The organism is Tumebacillus permanentifrigoris (assembly GCF_003148565.1).
Classification (GTDB): Bacteria; Bacillota; Bacilli; order Tumebacillales; family Tumebacillaceae; genus Tumebacillus; species Tumebacillus permanentifrigoris.
In genome coordinates this window covers 25,779-45,066 of sequence record NZ_QGGL01000024.1, presented here as the reverse complement: position 1 = coordinate 45,066, position 19,288 = coordinate 25,779, and the positions used below count along the sequence as shown (strand labels likewise).

Sequence of the window (19,288 nt, the reverse complement as noted above, 5' to 3'; positions counted from 1 at the left end):
AGGAGGAAGGAGATGGGACTTGCACAACGTGTGATTTCATTTTTTAGAAGATCCGAAAAGCGCAGCAGTTTCGGATCATTCTCCAAGTGGTTTGATCCTGTCAATATCTTTAGCAAGTTAAACAACGGAACGCTCGCTAACAACGAGACGATCTTTGCAGCGGTCAACCGATTGTCCAACTCGCTGGCTAGTCTTCCGTTGAAGGTATATAAAGACTATCAGCCAATTGGAACCAAGATCGCGGACATGATGGCGAACGGCCCGAACTCGTATATGACCAGTTTCGTCTTTATTCGAACGATGGAAGCCTTCCGCAACACGAGTGGTAACTCCTATGCCATCAAAGAGTTTGATGATCGGTACCAGGTTGTAGGCTTGCACATCTTGGACCCAGCGAAAGTTGAGCCAGTCATCGAACGTGACTCCAAGGAGCTGTACTATAAAATCCAAGGAGACGATGGGACTTACTACGTCCATAACTTGGATATTGTGCATGTGAGCTACGTGCATACCACAGGTTTTAAGGGTATATCGCCATTAGATGTACTCAGGAATTCCATCGAGTACGACGCAAAGGTAAAAGATTTCAGCCTTACGCAGATGGAGTCAGGACTCAAAGCGTCCTTTATCCTGAAATCTAGCAGTATGCTTGACCCTGCGAAAGCCGAATTAAAGCGAAAACAGTTTCAGGATTTTTATGCAAAGGGCGGTAAAAGCGTCATTGTTCTTGAAGGCGGGGATATGCTTGATGAGCTCAAGCAGAACCTGATCGATACCAAAGTATTCGAAGTTGAGAAGATTACGCGGACACGCGTAGCGACCGTGTACAACATGTCGCCTCACATGCTGAATGATGGACAAGAGTCTTTCTCAAGTATGGAGCAAAAGACGCTTGAGTACGTGCAGTTCACCTTGGCTCCGAATGTTCGAATGTATGAGCAGGAATTCAACAAGAAACTTCTGACTCCTGAAGAACGAGCATCTGGTGCGGCATTCAAATTTAATCTTAACGGTATCCTCCGTGGCGACATCAAGACGCGCGGAGATTTTTATTTTAAGGGAGTTCGGTCTGGGTGGTTCACGCCGAATGAAATTCGGGCGTATGAGGAACTCCCTCCTCTCGCGGGTGGCGAAAAGCTTTACATGAGTCGCGATCTCTCGCCGATTGATAGCCCAGATCGTGAGGGACTTGGAAAGGGGGTGAAACAGAAGAATGGAGCAAAAACCGACCCCGCAGCGTGATGAAAACCAAAATGAAATCCGTACTCTTGCGATTCACGGACTCAACACGCGGGCTAAAGGTGAAGCGGGTACAATGATCACCGGCTACGCTGCCGTATACGATGAGTACACCGAAATCCAAGACTGGTGGGGCGATACGTACTTCGAGCGAATTGCAAAGGATGCGATCGTTGACACGTTGGGAGACGGGCACGACATCTTCGCTCTGAAAAATCACAATTGGAACGCAGTTGTCGGGCGCACTGGTGCGAATTTGGTCCTAGAAAATCAGCAAAGTGGCTTGTACTTCGAGGTGACACCCAATAACTCCACCCTTGGACGTGACATGCTTGAAGACGTCAACAGCGGTTTGATAAAGGGTTGTAGTATCGGCTTCAAGATACGTGAACAGATTTGGGAATCAAAGGATGATCTGTGGTACCGCACCATCACAAAACTTGACCTGTTCGAAATCACACTGACACCGATCCCGGCCTACACGTCGACGACTGCGGAAGTTCGTAGTTTGGTACCCGGAAACAACCAAATTCCACCTGAAACGCGTGGGAATACCGATGAAATGGCCGAAAGACAGGCGATATTGGCGAACTGCAATAGAATTTTAGAAACCATCAAGGGGGAATAACCCATGTCCACTCTCTTCACGATGAAAGAAAACCTCAACATCATCGGTGCCCAACTCACCAGCGTCTCCGCAGAACTCCGCTCTAAGGCGGGTGACCCGGCGGTTAAGATCGATGACATCCGCACCCTGCAAGGTCAGCAAAAAGAAGTAGAGGAGCGTTTCAACATCCTCAAAGCAGAGATTGAAAAGCAAGAATCCGCTGAACGTAGCAAGCTGCGCGCTCAAAATCCGGTAACTTTCGCGGATTCCGACGGTCAACGAATGATAGCCGCCAAGGCTGATATGATCCGCTGCGCCATCCTTGGTCGTGAACCATCGGAAGAGACTCGTAACCTGTTGGGGGCTATCCCAAAGCCGAACGCGTCCGGCGGTGACAAGTTCCTTCCGTCCAACATGTCCAAGGAATTGATCACGGAGCCGCTCACAAAGAATCCGCTTCGTGAACATATCGGCACTACTGTGATTGTCGGACTTGAAATGCCTCGTATTTCCTTTACTTTGGATGATGACGACTTCATCACCGACGCAGATACCGCCAAAGAAATCATGTCAAGCGGGGATAAAGTATCTTTCGGACGGAACAAATTCAAGGTGAAGGCACGTATTTCAGATTCTGTTTTGAACGGTACGGACGTAGACCTTGTCAACACCGTTGAGAATGCTTTGCGCTCTGGTTTGGCTGCCAAAGAAAAGAAAACTGCCCTCGCAACTGCTCCTAAGCCGTCTGAAGATCACATGTCTTTCTATTCCGCTACGGGCGGTGGTATCAAACGCGTTGCTGGGGCTACCTTGTTAATGGCGATCAATGCGGCATTTGCTGACCTGCATGAAGACTATCGTGAGAATGCGAAAGTTTGCATGCGTTACTCTGATTATCGGGCAATGCTGAACGAACTCGCCAACGGTAATGCCTCTTTCTTTACAGCTCCACCTGAACAAGTACTAGGTATCCCGCCTATTTGGTGTGATGGTGCGACTGAACCTATCGTTGGCGATTTCAATTACTATCACCTGAACTACGAAGGTGAGCCCGTTTACGACACCGATAAGGACGTAGATAAAGGTGAGTTCCTTTTCGTTTTGACTGGCTGGTTTGACCAGCAACTCAAACTCAAATCTGCGTTCCGCATTGCTGAGGTGTCGGCCAGTCAACCTTAATGGATTGACCCAACCGTTGATTGCGAAAGTGGAAACCGCACAACCAGAAGGGCTTGCGATACCAACGGAGTCGAAGTCAAGAAAACGGCGTTCAACTCCAGTCCCCAAGCCTGACACCACAACCGAAGAATAAACAAAGAACTCGATGAGACAAGTCGGGTTCTTTGTTGTGAGGTGAGCAAATGCTCGAAGATGTAAAGCAGTACCTGCGCGTCGACGGCGACGAGGATGACGCGCTCGTCACGGAGCTGATCGAAGGTGCGCAACTCTACATTCAAAACGCCTGCGGATACAAAAACTGGTCAACTCCGAACGCCTTAGCACGTCAAGCGCTTCGGGTTCTAGTTGTGCATTGGTACGAAAACCGCGCGGCAACAGATGTAAAGGCCGGTAGTGCTCTTGCTTTTAGCTTAGAGCACATCATATACCAACTGAGGTACTGCGCTGATGAGGAGGTTCCTTCACCATGAAAGTGGGAGAACTAAACCGTCGCGTAACGTTACAAAAAAACACCGTAGAGTGGCAGGATGTTGTAACTGTCTGGGCAGCCGTTGACCCGTTGTCCGTGCAGGCCACAATCGCCGCCCGCCAAGCGGATCAACCGTACACCCACAAGATCACGATCCGATACCGTGATGGCGTGTCTACTGACATGCGGGTGATTTACAAACGCAAGGTCTTCGAGATCTCCGCAGTTATCGACAAAGAGGAGTCTCACCGCTTCCTGCAACTCCTCTGCGTCGAGTTGCAAATTGCAGACGCACAGATGTCTCAGACATGCCAGATCGAGCCGTGTACGGGCTACGGGAGGCATTCACCTGAATACGGCGCGCCTGTTGCCACTCGATGCAGAATCAACCGTCAGGCTGCCTCGAAGGACGCGACTGGTTTTTTCCCTGTCAACACAACGATCAAAAGCGGAGACCGGGTGATTTGCGATGGTCATGTCTACATCGTCCAGCACGTTGCAGAGGATCGTGGCATTGCGAACACGGCGCATAAGGAGGTGGGTCTTCGTGGACTTTCGGATTGAGTGGAACGAGCAGTTGGAGAGAGAACTGGAGCGGGCCGCCAAGGAAGTTGTGAAAGAGGGCGCGGATATCGTTCTTGCCGACTGCAACCCTCCGGTGAAATCGGGAAAATTGAAAGACTCCGGGCATGTCGAGGTGTGGCCTGACAAAGCGCGCGCACCAGCCGGCGCCTCAGTCGTTTACGACGCTCCCCATGCGCACCTTGTCCACGAATTGCCGGGAGGGCATCACTTGGAGAACGGTGAGGACAAGTGGGTGGAGAAAGCGGCGACGCGCAAGCGTAATGAGGTCCTGCGACTCTTCGAAAGCAAGATGATGGGTGTCTTAAATGAAAACGGATGACCTGCTAGATTTCTTGGAGTCGGTTGTTGGTGGCAAAGTCATCTCCTATCTCCCGGAGGAGCTAGACAATGTCGTCATGGCGCGCTTCACCGGAGGAACACGAGACGAAGAACTGCTCACGCTTCACGATCGTTCCTTCCAGGTGTTCATCCGTGACCGCGATGATGAAAAGGCAGAACAACTAGCCTTGGACGTTGAGCGGGAACTGCACGGCGCGAACGTACAGATCGGCTCGTTCATGTGTAGCATCTTTTCAAAGCACGATCCGATCCCGCTTGGCACGGATGCAAAGCAGCGGTACATGTACTCGATGAATTTCGAGTTGCAGTACCAGTAAGGAGTGTGTGGTGTGCAAAAAAATCAAAAAGTGCCAATGAAGCTCTTGGGAGATCCCAAGGGCTCTTTTTATAACCTCGGAACAACGGAAGCGCCGGACTGGCGCGCCGGTGGCGAGGTGATCAAAGTGACGCCTGACGATGCCAAGCGGTACTCCCGTGAACGCATCGCGGTGTATGTGAACCCGGATGATGACGACAGCGAGCCGCTGGAACCCCAAGTGTTCATGCAAGCTGGCGATCAAACCTTCGATCAAACGCAAGACGACAAACAAGAAACGCAAACCAAAAACGAATAGGAGGCAGACCACATGGCTGCTCTTGATATCCTCGCTTCTAGTAAACCCATCCCGCTTGGTACTTGCCGCATCGTATTTGATCCTGACAACGTGGGCGGTGCCGCAATCATTGACCGCACCAAAGGTGGTTGCCACTACAAATACAAACTCAGCACCGAAAACATCACTATGGATCAGACGGGCGATACCCCAGCTGATATCCTGCTTACGGGCGCTGAGATTGTGATTGAAGTGCCTGTGTCGACTGCTGATCTTGAACTGATCAATCGACTCACCCCTGCATCCACCATCTACACCAACGCAACTACATCGACGAAAACTGTAGAATTCACGATCCCAGCAGGGACTTCGCTCTTGCAGTACGCGAAAAAAGTCAGGGTTGAACCGTTGTCCGGAGATCCATCGCAAACAATCACTGTTTTCAAGGCGATTCCGATTCCAGATTGGGACCAAGTCTACGATCCGAAAAGCCCGCACATCAAGATGGTGCGGTTGATCGGCGTTGTTGACCAATCCAAGCGCAATCGGACTTTCTGCTTGGGCCCGGAAGAAAACCTGCCGGCATAACAACCACACTGGAGCTCGCTCACGCGGGCTCCTTTTAATTTGGAGGTATCCGCTATGTTCAGCAAGTTGATGAAATTTTTTAAAAGGCCGCGTTTTCCGCGTGTCTTCCGTGGTGTGCAATCACCCTCGATTCCGAAGGTGAAGACCGTTTGGATGGGCGGTGCAAACGGTCGCGAAGTCGTTGTTCAATCGCTCACTGTTGAACGCTATCTCGAAATCATCCCGGCGCTCGAACAGATTCCGACGCTTCTCATCAAGCAGTTTGAGTACCGAACCTCCCCTGTTGAATTCCTAGCTGCGGCGATGGATCTTGCCAAGGAAGAATTCATCGAAATCTTGGAGATCGCAAGCGGACTCGAATACAGGTTCATCGTTGAAAATGTGACTCTCGCAGAACTCGTAAGGTTCCTCAAGGCAATGTACGAGGTTAACGAGTTTGATTTCATAGCGGGGGAGATCAAGACACTTCTGGGGGGGATGCTGGAGCGGGCCAAGAGTCTGATCGAAACAGAACCTCCGCAGGATCAGTAACGCGGATGGTCGCCGCATTCTCCGCGCACGGGATCAGTAAACGCGTTCTTTTCAAGGAGTACCTGATGGTCGAGGTTCCCGCAATCATGGCGGAATGGGATCGCCGTGACGCGATGCTGGCCTTCGGCTTCTATGGCGTTCCCGGAGCTGGGCAAGCCAGTGGTGGATCGTCCACGGGTTATGACCCGCTCAAAAATCAAGAGTTCGATGCAGGCGAATTTGAACGGCTCCGCATGTTGACTGGCGGAAGTGCTTAGGGAGGAGTTGTGACATGGCAACAGTTGCTCGTATCCGCGCTGACCTGACACTCTCCACCGGTCAGTTCAAGCGATCTGTCGAAGAAGCTCGCGGAGACATGCAGAACCTCGGGGCGGCGATCCGTAACCGCGCCAACGACTTCACACAGGTCGTGCAGGTTGCCCGCCAACAAGCGGAGGTAACGCGTCGAATCGCCAACGAGGCTAAACAGCAAGCGAACGAACAATCCCAAGCTGCCCGTGATGCACGGCAGCGGTACCAGGACGCAAAGAAAGCAGCGCAAGAACTGGCCGAAGCGGCAAGACACGCCTCCCCGGAGGTCAGAGCGGCAGCGGAAGCCGCCGCAGCCGCCGCGAAGCAAGCCGCAAAAGACCTCAAAGATGAGGCGAACCTTCTACAAGAACGAGCCCGTGCAGCCCGTCAAGAAGCGCGAGAACGCCAACAGATCGCGTCGGAAGCAAAGAAGATCGCGGCTGACGCGAGAAAAGCGGCAAAGGAGCAAACAGAAGCAGCCAAAGCGGCGGCGGATGCAGCGCGCAGGCAAGCGGAGGAACAAGAGAAGGCCGCTAAGAAAGCCGCAGATGCCGCCAAGAAGCAGTCCGATGCGCTGGAAGATACCGCAAGAAAAGCAACGATGGCGGCAGCTGTCATCGCGGTTGGCGTCGTCGCAGCTATCGAGCAATACGCAAGGCTTGAGCAGTCGCTTGCAAACCTGAAATCAGTCACCGGAGCGTCAGTGCAAGATTTGGACGCAGTACGAGCGGCGGCACAGAAGGCGGGCCCTGCGTATGGTGTTCTCTCGACTACTGCCGTGGACGCTGTAACTGAGTTCGTCAAAGCAGGCGTTGACCTAAAACGTCTTGCTGGAGGCGAAGTCAAAGATGCGCTCGCATTGATGGTTGCAGGTGAACTCGAAGTCGGCGAGGCCGCGAACTATGCATCTGCCGCGCTGAACACTTACAAAAAAGAACATCTCGCGCTGAAAACTGTTGCGGACATCGCGGCAGGGGCGGCAAATGCGTCGGCAACCTCCGTCAAGGAGATGACCTTTGCTAACTCAATGCTAGGTCCGGTAGGAGCTCAGGTTGGCCAGACGTTCGAGGATGTGAACACAGTTCTCGCACTGTTCGCGAACAACGGACTTCGCGGTTCCGATGCAGGTACCAGTTTGAAGACGACGATCTTACAACTAGTCAATCCGACGGACGAGCAGAAAAAAGTCACAAAGGATCTAGGTTTGGAGTTCTTCACATCGGCTGGTAAAATGAAAACTTTCGCTGAGATTGCAGATATGTTGCATAACAAGCTCGGTCGCTTCAACGATCAGGCAAAATCGATGATTCTCGCAACATTGGCAGGAACCGACGGTGTTCGTGCTCTGTCAATCCTCGCCAACACCGGCGCATCTGGCATTGAAGAAATGAATCGTGCGATGAAGACTGTCACGGCAGATGAAACGGCCAAGATCAAAATCGATTCTCTCAAGGGTTCTTTCAAACAGATGGGAGCAGAGGCGCAGGTCGCGGCTGCAAACTTCGGTCAGTCGTTTGCACCGGCGGCGAGCGTGACGATGTCCTCGATCACCGCCTTGATTCAAAAGTACAACGATCTCAGCACGGAATCGCGTTCCGCAGTCAACAGTACAGTCGCGATGGGCCTTGGTTTTGGGGGTATCGTAACAACGGTGCTACTCCTGGTTGTCGCATTCAAAAAATTAACTACAGCCTCAAAGGAAGCGAACTTGGCGATTGGTGCTTTAGCACGTAATCCAATATTACTTGCAGCAACTGCTGTGATAGGGGTTCTAGCTTATCTAGGTACAACCTATGCTGAAAATGCAGAAGAGGCAAAGAAGTTCGCGGCAGCGCAAGATGACCTGAACAAGACTTTATCGGAAGCGCGCATCTCAAAGGATTTGACAAACTTCAAGGCCATAGGTGATGAAGCGAAAGCCATCGAGGACCTTATGGCTGAATACGAAGAGTTAAAGCGAAAGAAACAGGCGCTTTCTGAATTTGGTAACGGCCATATGTTGAGCAAGGACGATTTCAAATCACTGAAAGAGTGGGATGAAAGACTCAAAAAAATAGATGAAACACTGAAAAGTCACGGTGTAACAACTGATGATGCCATAGCGAAAGCACATGACATTCGTGCTGCGATGGGTTCAAATGTGCAAATGATGCAACTACTTGTCGAAGAGAACATATCGGACGCTGCCGCCAAACAACAGCAGATCGCTAAAATGGAGCAGCTACGCGACCGTTACCAGCAGTTGTCTTCAGCAACTTCGTTGAGCGCATCTGAGACAGCGGAACTACGCACAGTCACGGAACAGTTGAAACAAACAATGCCGCAACTCATCGTAGTTGAGGACGAGCGTGGTCGAGCGATCATTACTAACAATGAGGCGCTTAACGAGCGAGTCGAAGTTGAGAAAGCGGCCGCAGAGTCTGCTAGGATATCTGCAGTAAAACAGATCAACGAACAGATGGCGGTTGCTCAAGCTTACCTCAATAGCGCGCAGGCCGTGATAGAGGCGTATGACGCACTCACCAAAGCGCGTGCGGCCTTTCTTGCTGACTCGGTCGCTGGTATCGACCCCACGCTGTCTGACGAAAAAAGCGGACGCAGACTGTTTGTAATGGCGGACCAAGCGGCAAAGAGCGCAGAGCAAGCACAAAAAACCATTCCTGGACTGAAAGCTAAACTATCTAAGTACAAGGATGATCTTGCCAGTGTTGATAGTGGTGCCTATGCGAAACTGGGACAAGGACCTGTTGGTGAAGGTAAAGATCCTTACTCTATCCCCGATGACAAGAAACCGAAGGAAAAGGACGCTGATAAAGGGATCAGCGACTCGTATCGGCGGGATCTGGATTACTCGAAGCAATTGTTGGAGACTGGAGAGATCAATCAGGAGCAGTACATCCAGCGCCTCAAAGACATCCGGGAATCATACGCCGATTGGCTGAAACGCAACACGTCGGAGCTGTACTCCATTACAAACGAGATCGAGCATGAGGCATACGGTTACTCCAAAGCGTGGATTGAGGACAAGAAGCAATCGCTGCAAGACGCTGGAGAAAGTAGCTTGTCCATCGCGAAGATGGAAATGGACGGTTGGCAACGGGTGCTTCAACGCACCGGACTGCTGGCGGCTGATCGTGCGGAGGCTCAGAAAGAGTACGATCGATCTGCAAAAGAATACCGCGCCGCCTCGTTCGCGGACTCTGAGAAGTGGATTGGCGACAACGAGAAGAAGATGAGTCGTGCCGGCGCATCGGAACTCGACATCGCCAAAGCGACTTACGATGCATGGGCGCGTGTCAACGCCAAGCGCTCTGAGTACAACCCGGAGGATCAGGTCAAGGCAACGGAACAACTTGCAGAAGCGCAGGTGAAATTGACCGATGTCATCGCGTCGAACCTCAAGAAAGCCCGCGAGCTCGATCGTGATCAGGATATGGCCGCGATCGAGGAACGCGCCAAGGCGATGGAGGAAGCGATCCAATCCAAAATCGAAGCACTGGACAAGGAGGCGCAAGCGCAGAAATATCTCCTCGATCTCGAAAACGAACGCAAGAAACTGGCCGATCTGGAGGAACAAAGAAACAGGGTCGCCTCTGACGTTCGCTTTTCAAAGATCGAAATGGAAAACGGTGTTCTCGTCGATCACCGTGTAGCAGACACCACGCGCCTCGCTGAGATCGACAAGCAGATCTCCGAACAGAAGGCACACATCGCGGACATGGAACGCGACGAGGCGACCCGCCAGAAGCGCGAGCAGTACGAGAAGGATCTGAAAGACACGAAGGAGTCGAACGAGCGCTTGAAGGCGGCGCACAAGGAATACTGGGACAAACTCGTATCTGATGAACAAATCAACGCTGATACGCGCTCTGCGATTCAGAAGAACGGGTTAGATACAACCCTCGCTAACGTCCGGACATATCTCGGTGAGATGCAGGCGGAATACGATGCTGCCAAGGCGAAGATCATGTCCGATGGCGGAATCTTCTCTCTTGGCTCTGGCACAATCAAACCTGCGCCAGTTTTCGGACCCCCTGCTCCTCCAAGTGGTAAAACATCCGTTGCGGACATCAAAGCTCGGATGGCTGCGCGGTCGGATCAATATAAGACGGCAACTCCAGAGGAACAACAACGCCTGCACGACGAAAACGTCAAGGATGGGACGGCGGCCGGGGGCAAGTATGACCCGAAAACAGGCCAATGGATATTCCATTCTGGAGTCGACAGGGTTCCTGGTACGACAGGAGCCGACGTACCAGGAGTGACTTTGCAAGCCGGCGAGCGCGTCTTGTCCGTTTCCCAGAATCGCACCTTCGAAGCGTTCATGACTGCGGTTATGAACCGCGAGAGTGCGATGGACAGGGCTATGCGCGCCGTTGCCACCGTTTCGATGCCCGCAGCGCCTCCACAACGCGCAGGGATCGGAAACGTACAAGTCAATGTAACGATTCCAGTCGCGCAAGAGTTCGATGCTGATCGCGTTGCAGATATTGCGCACGGGGAAGTCAAACGCGTGATGAACCGTTTCATGAACGGTGTTCGAAAATAAACGCAGCCGCTCCGTTGTCGGGGCGGCTTTTCAAATTAGGAGGAGATCTCATGATCAACGCAACCAAATGGCAAGCAACAATGATCGACAACGGCAAGCTGACCGGTGGCTCCGGTGATCCGTCCGATGTAAACGTTTCGGCTGTCGCACCGGACCTCATGAAGCAATTCACGATCAGCAGCTCGTCGGAACCGTCCGTCGCCTTGTACCTCATGAACGGTCAAGAATACTGGCGGCGCGGCGGCGTGGCCTTTAAACCTGCGTGGCCGATCGTAGCTTCTTTGGCCGATGGCACCACGTTGACGATCACGCGTAACAGCGACGCTGTCGGTGATCTGTTCTTCGAGCAGCGATAAGAGAGGAGGCGGCGCGCATGTCAGTCGTCGTAGAAAGCACACCGTTGGACCCCGTACCGCTTGTGGAGATTGATGGGACCTTCACCAGCGATAACGGCGAAACGCAGACATCGTTCTTCGGCGGCAAGGTCTCGTACCGCTCTGGCGGTTACGAACTTGCCATCACCGCCCGCGACACCAAATACATCGACTTGGCGAACGGATTGGAAGATGTGCTGTATGACGCTGACAGCGCCTCCTCTCCGGTCGTCTCGCGGGGTCTGAACGTGCAGGTGGGACAAGTATACCCCCTCGTGGAAAGTTACTGGCAATTGGAAGCAGGGCGGCTCAAGCACTACATGAGCATCAAGTCAGACCTCCGCCCGCCGGATGATTTTTTAGAGGCGCCGCTGTTGGCCACGACCGACATCGTAGAGTTCGACCCGACGCTCCGGTTGCGCGCCGACGGCCGCTTCGTAGTGGGGGAATTCACGGCTTCCGTTCTGGAACTCGTAGATAGAAACGGAACGCCGGTCTTCACCCTTCCGACCATCGAGACATGGGATCAGCGCGGGGCGAAGGTGGGGGGCAAGTATGTTTGCTCTCCCCTCAACGCGGGGCGCTTGCAGATCGCCACAGCGGTCGAGTATTCATGGCTTGCCGATCAGGCGCGCATGTACCCGGTTATCATCGACCCGACAGTCCTCCCGGCCCCGGCGCTAGACTTCATGAGCGGCGCTCGTCAGGAGGTCCGACTGAGCAACGGTTGGTTGGTTGCTATGGTGCGGAACTCCAGTTGGAACCCGTACTTCTTCGTGAGCAAGGACGGCGGCACGACGTGGACGCAACTATGCTACTCGACCATGCAGGTCAGCGTGGCGAGCATCGCATCCTATGGTACGAAGGTGTACTTGCTTACGTGCGGTTCCTCCGACCAGGCATCAGACACGGCGGTTCGGACGTTCTCGTTCGATGCAACGACTGTTCTCAACAACGGATCACTATCGCAGCTCACCCCTCCGTCCACAGCTGAGGCTTATGTATTCGGTACATGTATTCTCGTGACAGACCAGAACGGAAAACTATGGGCGTTCTGGTCGGCGCAATGGGGCGGGTACAGTCAATACAACGTGCGGTACACATCCTCGACAGACGGGGGAATCACATGGGCGGCGCTACAATCACTCACGAACGAAACCACCAACGGAATCAATCATACGAATGTGTCGGCGGTGCTTCGCGGCAACGGGAATCCGGTGGTGCTGATGAACACTGCTACGTCCACGACGTACAAAATCGATGCGATCGTGTGGAATGGGACCACATGGACAACCTACCCCGTTTTCAATGGCGGGACCTATGCGCAGTTCAACCCTGTCGCGACGGTGGATGCCTCGTCAGACGCGATTGATGTGTACTGGTACGGCAAAGATGCCGTAGACTCCGCAGCGTTCAACATCCGGCATTCGCGGTCAACGGACTACTCAACGTTTTCCGCACCGACCAAGATCACCACAGGGAACACCTACAACCAGCTATCGCCTGCGCCGTTCTTGGAATCGAGTGGCAAGCGGCGCGTCTTGTGGTCCGGTCGCTCGTCGGGAACCTACGACCAAATCCGCACCGCCGCCAACGACGGGACAGGGTGGGGAGCACCATCGGACATCACGGCAAACACGACAAGCAGCGCAACGAGGCCGTTTGTGGTCTGGTCGCGCCATAACCTGAACAACGACGATGTTTGCCGCTTCGTGTACGTGGACAACAACACGATCAAAAGCGACCAGATCCTGCCGAACACCGCGCCGTTGGCCCCGTCCAATTTGACACGAGCGAACTATGATGCGACGCAGGCAGCAACGCTGACTGCACTTCATAACGACACGCCGGGTGACTACCCTAGTGCCGTCGAAGCGGAGTTCTACGACGCCTCCAACCCCGCTGTCGCCGTCTGGACATTGGCGAAGACAGGCGTACCAGCTACGTTGACGTTCACGATCTCCATACCCGCGAACAAATTCACGAACGGCAAGACCTATCAAGCGCGAGTTCGAACCTACGACTCGCAAGGGGTCGTCTCGCCGTGGTCGCAACTTCTGAGTTTCAAATGTTCTGCAGCTCCGCAGGTTGCGTTGGTGGCGATCCCGGCCAACACCGTAACGGGCGATACCTACACGTTCAGCGGGACATATTCACAGGCAGGCGGGTCTGCAGAATTGTCCTATCGATTTAAGCTCTATGACTCTACCGGTGCGACCTTGCTGCAGGATAGTCAGGACATCCCGAACTCCGTAGCAACCAACAACACGAAAACTTTTACAGGGCTCCAAAACAACACCGCCTACATGATCGAGTTTACGGCAACCTCACAGGACGGAATCGTTGCTTCAACGGGAAAGATTCCTTTCTCCGTCTCCTATACACCGCCTATGACACCGACAGTGACCGCTGTGAACAACTACTCAAACGCTAGTGTTCTGCTTACTTGGACGGCGGTGTACAAGAACCTCCTGAGCATCGCGCAAGCGAAACCTGTTGCTACAACGGATTTCAGCAGTGGATTGCAGTTGACGATAGACGGCTCAAATTCCGTTTCGTCCGGAGGGTCGTTGAAGATGTTCGCCGCAACATCGATGTCAGCTACGGTTCAAACACTGACGACCGCCCGTATCCCTATTGTCGCCGGTGCAACATACTCATTTAGCGCCTACCTGAAAACGTCGGTGGCCAGTCATAATGTGGCTCCGCGCATTTACTGGTACAACGCCGCAGGAGCGTTAATTGGGACATCGTCGGTTGCTTCGCAAGCAATCGGTTCGTCGTGGACGCGTGTGAGTCTTTCAGCGGCCGCGCTACCCGGTGCGGTTTCGTGCTATGTCCTCTTCGTCCTGAACACTCTGGCCGCAGGTCAATCGATCTGGATCGACCAACTACAGCTCGAAGCAGGTAACGCCCCGACGTTATGGCAGGCTGGTAGCATCCCGATATCCGGTTTCGATGTCTATCGCCGCCCGGTTGGAGCCGCAGATAGCGAGTGGAAGCGAATCGCCCAAGGGGCGATCTCACCATACGTTGACTACACCTGTTCGGCAGGGGATTTCGAATATGGAGTGCGTAGCGTTTCCGCTTCGAACTCGATGTCGGACTACGGCAAAGCGCAGGTGGCGCACACGTTCGCAGGTCAGTGGTTAATCGACGAGCAGAACACTTCGAACTCCACCTGCTTCAAGTACAACCAGAAGGGCGCATCTATATCCGCTGGTCAGCAACGTTCCTACACGGAAACATTTGCACGTTTTCCTCGCGAGCGCTTCGGACCGGCTTGCTACAAAAAAGGTACACTGTCCGCTCTGATGATTCCCGGATCACCAGCGCAGACGAAGGTACAGACGGACAAGCTCGACGCGATGGCCGCCTCAACTAACACGTACCTGCTGAAATTCTCCTCGGGCTACACGTATCGTGTGCGCATCGCTCCACCGCACCTAGACGTAACCTTCGGCGGTATGAAAGTGGACGTCTCATTAGACTGGACGGAGGTGGCAAGTGTATAACGCACCAGCGCCATTCATAACTGCCATGATCGGGCCATCATCGAGGTTGTACGCAAGACTTGATTTGCTCGATTGGAACGAAACACTTATCTCTCGTATCGAATCGGAGATCATCAGTGGTTCCGTCTCCGTGGACAAAGAACGGGATGTTCGGCGACAGTTCAATGTCGAGATCGACAACAGTTCAGGGAATTATACCTGGAGCATCGGTGGGTCCATTTGGATAGACAAGCGAATCAAATTCCACATTGGACTCTGGACCCCTACTGGCATCACGTATGTGCCGCTAGGAGTTTTTTTGATTGAGGAGATGGTTGCAACATCAAAACCCGATGGAACGCGGGTGACTACGATCTCAGGCGGCGACAAGTGGAAATTGCTCGACGGACAGAATCTTGGATGCTTTCTGGACACGACTGTGATCAAAGCGAAGAACGATGCCGGAGTAGCCACACCTGTTGCGGACGCAATAAAATTGATCGCCTCTGCCGCCGGAATCCCCGCCGACCAATGCGTCTTTGAATCGTGCAGTACGGTCGTACCATATGACCTAAACTACACAAGCGGCGAGGCGAGAGGAAAGGCCATACGAGAGCTCGCGGACCTTGCCGTGTATGATTGCTACTTTGATGTAGACGGTAAGCTCCGCTTCAAGCCGAAGGCGGCCGACATCACACAGGTAGCGCCGTGCTGGGTATACGACAAGTCTGATGCAACGCTGTATGCAGGATCAGAAAAGGTGCTCGATACCTCGGGGCTTTACAACCGTGTGCTGGTCATCGGAGGATCTGCGCAGACTGCAACCGTAAGCGCCCTCGCATCGATCGACGACCCGAACAGCCCGATCAGCACCACAAAGGGAGTTCGGCTGTTCCGCTACAACGGCGGGTCGCCAAACCCGTTAATCATCACAACACAGGACGCGCAGAATCGCGCTGACTACGAGCTGCAACAGCACTCGTGCATTGTCGAGAAACACCGTTTTTCGTGCTGGCAGAACTACCTTCATGAAGCGGGCGACGTGATCCGCATTCAGGACGACTGGATAGGCACTGACGATGTGTTCGAGTTGGTGCGGTTTAACATCGATCTCTCAACTAGCGGTCTCATGACCGGTGAGGCGCAGCGGATCAGGAAGGTGGTCTAACATGTCGATTCATAGTAATGACCAGTTCTACGAAGCGCTGGACAAGCGTGTTGAGGAGCTGGTAGAGAAGAAAATCGAAGCGTTGGGCTGCAGAAACGCCGATAACTTCGCAGACGGAAAAGTCGTATCAGTCAGCGGGAAGGTGGCGGCTGTCAGGATCAATTTGGACGCAACTGCCGCAACCATCCCTGTTGCTCCTCATGTCGGCGCGTTGGTAGCCGGTGATGAAGTGATTGTCTTGTGTCGGTCGTTAAGGGACAAGATCGTGATTTCGAAGAAAATTATTTGAAAGGGGGTGAAGGTGATGCAAGCAGGTGTAGACGTAGGGGAGAAGGTCGCGGAACTCAACGCGAAGATGGATATGGTTATAAGTCAGCTTAATACGTTTCAGCACACCAACATGCCACGAGCAGAAACCGAAAGTCGTTTCGAGCGACAAGGTGAACGCACAGGGCGCTTAGAGGCTCGTGTACGAGATCTCGAAGCGGCCCCGCATAAGTGGCTATCACTTGTCGTATCGATGACTGGTGTTGGTATCGCACTCATGGCATTCTTGACAAAACATTAAGGCTCCGCAAACGCGGGGCCTTTTATATTGAGGAGGATCGCTCGATGAAAGAAAAACTCAAATCTCGCAAGTTTTGGACGGCGGTAATTACGGCTACAGTTCTCGTAGCAAATGACGGTCTCGGTATGCATCTCAACGGTGAAACAGTTCTGGCGATTGCCGGGATCGCAATGACCTACATCTTTGGTCAAGCACATGTTGACGCGAAAGGGGTGACGAAGTAATGCAAAAAATTATTTGCATCGATCCGGGTCACGGCGGTCCTGATCCGGGCGCTGTAGGCGCTCACCTGCGCGAGTCGGACATCAACCTGCGTGTATCCCTGCTCCTGCGTGACGCTCTCGTTCGCTCCGGGGTGCGCGTGCTGATGACGCGTGAAACTGATGTGCTACCACTCAAGTCCGGCACCATCGGCGAGGATCTCGCGTACCGCGCGCGCCTCGCAAACACCGCGGGCGCTGACCTGTATGTCTCCTGGCACTACGATTCATCGGGCAACCCGTCCACGGATGGCGTATCGGTGTGGGTCCACCCGTCGCAGAAGGGCAAGCGCACTGAGCAGTGGGCCGTAGCGATCTCTACCAGCATCGCTACGGCCGCCAGCCAGAAGGATCGCGGCGTGAACTTTGGGGACTTCCAAGTCCTGCGCGACACCGCGATGGATGCCGTGCTGATCGAAGGTGGTTTCATCTCCTGCCGGGCAGAGGAGGCGCGCATGGCGGACCGTGCATTCCTACTCCAGCAAGCTGAGGGGGCGGCTGCGGCGCTGTGCGGTATCCTTGGCACCGCCTACGTGCCACCGTCCAGTGGAGCGCCGACCTGCGACAAGCAAGCCGCGGAGGATGTGATCGCACTCTACAGCCAGCTCGCGAAGCGCGCAACGCCTGCTATGGTGGTCGCGGCCAACTTCGCCGCAAACGCCGTCCGGCGCGCCGCTGGCATCCCGATCACAACCGACCTTGGCAAGCCTACCGCAGAAGCGGCAGACCGCATGGAAGCCTTCACGCAAGCCGTGTGGCACATGTCAACTCCGCAAGTTCAGGAGTGCCACCACATCGCCGCTGATGCTCTCCGCGCGCTGTAGCGTCTGCCTGTCCATCAATCTACTGAACCGCCGTCGGCGGGCACGCCAAGCTCAGACATCTGTTCTCTGCGCTCTCTGTCCGCTATAATAGCCTGGATGTGCAAGCCACCATCCAAGAGGTTGCGCTACTTATGCGCCGGACATAATGCCAGCGGAATGGTTCGCACTCTTCCGCAGCCGCAGACGAAATGCGTGTATGCTAAAAATAAGACACAAAAAGACCCTCGACCATATTGGTTGAGGGTCTTTTTGTGTTTAAAGGAAACTATTGATTGGTGTAGAATCATAAGTTTTAAAAATCATTCAAAAATTGGGGGGATTATTGTGAAATGCAAAGTATTGCTTGTTGCCTTAATATGTATTCCAATGTTGGTCGGATGTGAATCTACCTCTTCAAAAAACATCATGGAAACATATGCAGACGATCAGAAGCGTGCGCAGGAGGTCGATTACAGAGAAGCAATGGCGATGTGGAAGGATACGGCCAAAAGAAATGATCTCGACTATATCATGCAAGTCGGAAGAAAGATTTCTAACTCTAACAAAGCTGTCCATCCTGATGCCCGTGAGGTTGAAGAACAAGTTAGAGTAACTGTGACTGATCTAGCAGTTAAAAAAATTATAGATGATCTGGATAAAGGTGAAGTACATTCAGCGGACATCACTCTGTTGTCAGCCAAAACATACGGATACAAAGATGATCCACGATTAGTTGAGTTGAAGGCTAAGATTGATCCGATGCTTAAAGAGTTAGAACTGGTTGACAACCAGAAGCGTGCGCAAGAACAAGCAGAAAAGGACTCCGCTGAAAAAGCCAAAGCAGCAACGGCGACCAACTACACCCAATCACCGGCAGACAAAATGAGGCAATATGAAAAAATAACTGGGACGGTTGGTCTAGCTGTCACCGGAGTGCAATTTGAAGAAAAGATGGACGGCTTTAGTTCAAAGGATGGATCACATCATTTTTTACTTATTTCGGTTAGCACAAAAAATGATGGAAGTGGTACAGCAAGCGTTAACCCTTTGTACTTCACTCTTGTTGCAGATGGAACGGCATATCCTCCGAATGAACAAACATACGGAATGAATGGTTACTTTTCATCGGTGGATCTACCAGCTGGGACTGACCACAAGGGGTGGCTCTGTTTTTTCATTCCAAAATCCTCTCGAAATGTGGACATCGTGTACAACAACCTTATTGGAGATCAGGCAACAAAACACATTAACTTACCATGAGTGGTATATTTGGAGTTAATATAAACAACCTTTAAAACTCATGAAAAAAGAGCCAGCCCGCAGGGGACTGGCTCTTTTTCTATATTCAGTTTTGTATAAGATCCCCCAACCGGGGACATGGCTGTTGTTTTCAGGTCAAGCGTTAACACCGGCACGGGCGAATTTTGCCCCCGCACCCTTTCTAGGTCTGGTCCGCGTCTAAAGGTCATTCATAAAAGTTGCCGTCACGAACAGCCCGGAGGGTGCCCCCACAAGGCTCAACTTTGGTCATCTGATGTTCTGCGCAATCCAAAGTTCGCGGGCGCGCCTCGCTCGCTGGTTCGTGTTGCTATGTGCGTTCACCGGTGACGTGATCACATTGCTGTACATGATATGATTTGTTGAATACAAA

General features: G+C 52.9%; 20 protein-coding genes. All 20 read left to right on the top strand.

All coding sequences use genetic code 11. The annotated features are described in order from the left end of the window. Window positions 1-12: 12 nt before the first annotated feature. Window positions 13-1,242 carry a phage portal protein gene (locus C7459_RS20655; protein ID WP_109691178.1) on the top strand — a complete coding sequence of 410 codons (1,230 nt, stop codon included), beginning with the start codon at window positions 13-15 and terminating at the stop codon, window positions 1,240-1,242. Beyond that, window positions 1,214-1,867, top strand: coding sequence for an HK97 family phage prohead protease (locus C7459_RS20650; protein ID WP_109691177.1), 654 nt, complete (start codon window positions 1,214-1,216; stop codon window positions 1,865-1,867). The genes C7459_RS20655 and C7459_RS20650 overlap by 29 nt, the downstream gene beginning before the upstream one ends. A 3-nt stretch (window positions 1,868-1,870) precedes the next feature. Further along, window positions 1,871-3,025 (top strand): phage major capsid protein, encoded by a 1,155-nt coding sequence (locus C7459_RS20645; protein ID WP_109691176.1) that lies wholly within the window; start codon window positions 1,871-1,873, stop codon window positions 3,023-3,025. Between the two features lie 182 nt (window positions 3,026-3,207). Beyond that, the gene (locus C7459_RS20640) at window positions 3,208-3,495 is read left to right on the top strand and encodes a head-tail connector protein (protein ID WP_109691175.1); all 288 of its coding nucleotides are present in this window, start codon (window positions 3,208-3,210) and stop codon (window positions 3,493-3,495) included. Beyond that, window positions 3,492-4,058, top strand: a complete 567-nt coding sequence (locus tag C7459_RS20635) for a phage head closure protein (RefSeq protein ID WP_109691174.1) — start codon at window positions 3,492-3,494, stop codon at window positions 4,056-4,058. The genes C7459_RS20640 and C7459_RS20635 overlap by 4 nt, the downstream gene beginning before the upstream one ends. Next, a complete protein-coding gene (locus C7459_RS20630; RefSeq protein WP_109691173.1) occupies window positions 4,042-4,398 on the top strand; it encodes an HK97 gp10 family phage protein in 357 nt (118 codons plus the stop codon). Before C7459_RS20635 ends, C7459_RS20630 begins: the two co-directional genes overlap by 17 nt. Then, window positions 4,385-4,735, top strand: coding sequence for a minor capsid protein (locus tag C7459_RS20625; protein ID WP_109691172.1), 351 nt, complete (start codon window positions 4,385-4,387; stop codon window positions 4,733-4,735). The genes C7459_RS20630 and C7459_RS20625 overlap by 14 nt, the downstream gene beginning before the upstream one ends. Window positions 4,736-4,747: 12 nt before the next feature. Continuing rightward, on the top strand, window positions 4,748-5,032 hold the full coding sequence (locus C7459_RS20620; protein ID WP_109691171.1) for a hypothetical protein: 285 nt from the start codon (window positions 4,748-4,750) through the stop codon (window positions 5,030-5,032). 12 nt (window positions 5,033-5,044) lie between these two features. Next, window positions 5,045-5,599: a hypothetical protein gene (locus tag C7459_RS20615; protein ID WP_109691170.1), complete on the top strand. Its 555-nt coding sequence runs from the start codon at window positions 5,045-5,047 to the stop codon at window positions 5,597-5,599. A gap of 54 nt (window positions 5,600-5,653) precedes the next feature. Continuing rightward, window positions 5,654-6,130, top strand: coding sequence for a hypothetical protein (locus tag C7459_RS20610; protein WP_109691169.1), 477 nt, complete (start codon window positions 5,654-5,656; stop codon window positions 6,128-6,130). A 65-nt stretch (window positions 6,131-6,195) separates the two neighbouring features. Then, complete coding sequence (locus C7459_RS23525) at window positions 6,196-6,387, top strand: hypothetical protein (RefSeq protein ID WP_211320433.1); 192 nt, start codon at window positions 6,196-6,198, stop codon at window positions 6,385-6,387. A 14-nt stretch (window positions 6,388-6,401) separates the two neighbouring features. Continuing rightward, on the top strand, window positions 6,402-10,970 hold the full coding sequence (locus C7459_RS20600; protein ID WP_109691167.1) for a phage tail tape measure protein: 4,569 nt from the start codon (window positions 6,402-6,404) through the stop codon (window positions 10,968-10,970). A 50-nt stretch (window positions 10,971-11,020) separates the two neighbouring features. Then, window positions 11,021-11,326 carry a hypothetical protein gene (locus C7459_RS20595; protein ID WP_109691166.1) on the top strand — a complete coding sequence of 102 codons (306 nt, stop codon included), beginning with the start codon at window positions 11,021-11,023 and terminating at the stop codon, window positions 11,324-11,326. A 17-nt stretch (window positions 11,327-11,343) separates the two neighbouring features. Next, window positions 11,344-14,859: a sialidase family protein gene (locus C7459_RS20590; protein WP_109691165.1), complete on the top strand. Its 3,516-nt coding sequence runs from the start codon at window positions 11,344-11,346 to the stop codon at window positions 14,857-14,859. Beyond that, window positions 14,852-16,006 carry a hypothetical protein gene (locus C7459_RS20585; protein ID WP_109691164.1) on the top strand — a complete coding sequence of 385 codons (1,155 nt, stop codon included), beginning with the start codon at window positions 14,852-14,854 and terminating at the stop codon, window positions 16,004-16,006. Before C7459_RS20590 ends, C7459_RS20585 begins: the two co-directional genes overlap by 8 nt. A gap of 1 nt (window position 16,007) precedes the next feature. Then, entirely contained in the window at window positions 16,008-16,295 is a 288-nt protein-coding gene (locus C7459_RS20580; RefSeq protein WP_109691163.1) for a hypothetical protein, read from the top strand. 15 nt (window positions 16,296-16,310) lie between these two features. Next, on the top strand, window positions 16,311-16,574 hold the full coding sequence (locus tag C7459_RS20575; protein WP_109691162.1) for a hypothetical protein: 264 nt from the start codon (window positions 16,311-16,313) through the stop codon (window positions 16,572-16,574). 44 nt (window positions 16,575-16,618) lie between these two features. Next, entirely contained in the window at window positions 16,619-16,798 is a 180-nt protein-coding gene (locus C7459_RS20570; RefSeq protein WP_109691161.1) for a hypothetical protein, read from the top strand. After that, on the top strand, window positions 16,798-17,658 hold the full coding sequence (locus C7459_RS20565) for an N-acetylmuramoyl-L-alanine amidase family protein (RefSeq protein WP_109691160.1): 861 nt from the start codon (window positions 16,798-16,800) through the stop codon (window positions 17,656-17,658). The genes C7459_RS20570 and C7459_RS20565 overlap by 1 nt, the downstream gene beginning before the upstream one ends. 324 nt (window positions 17,659-17,982) lie before the next feature. Continuing rightward, window positions 17,983-18,897, top strand: coding sequence for a DUF4352 domain-containing protein (locus C7459_RS20560; protein WP_170119589.1), 915 nt, complete (start codon window positions 17,983-17,985; stop codon window positions 18,895-18,897). Window positions 18,898-19,288 lie beyond the last annotated feature (391 nt).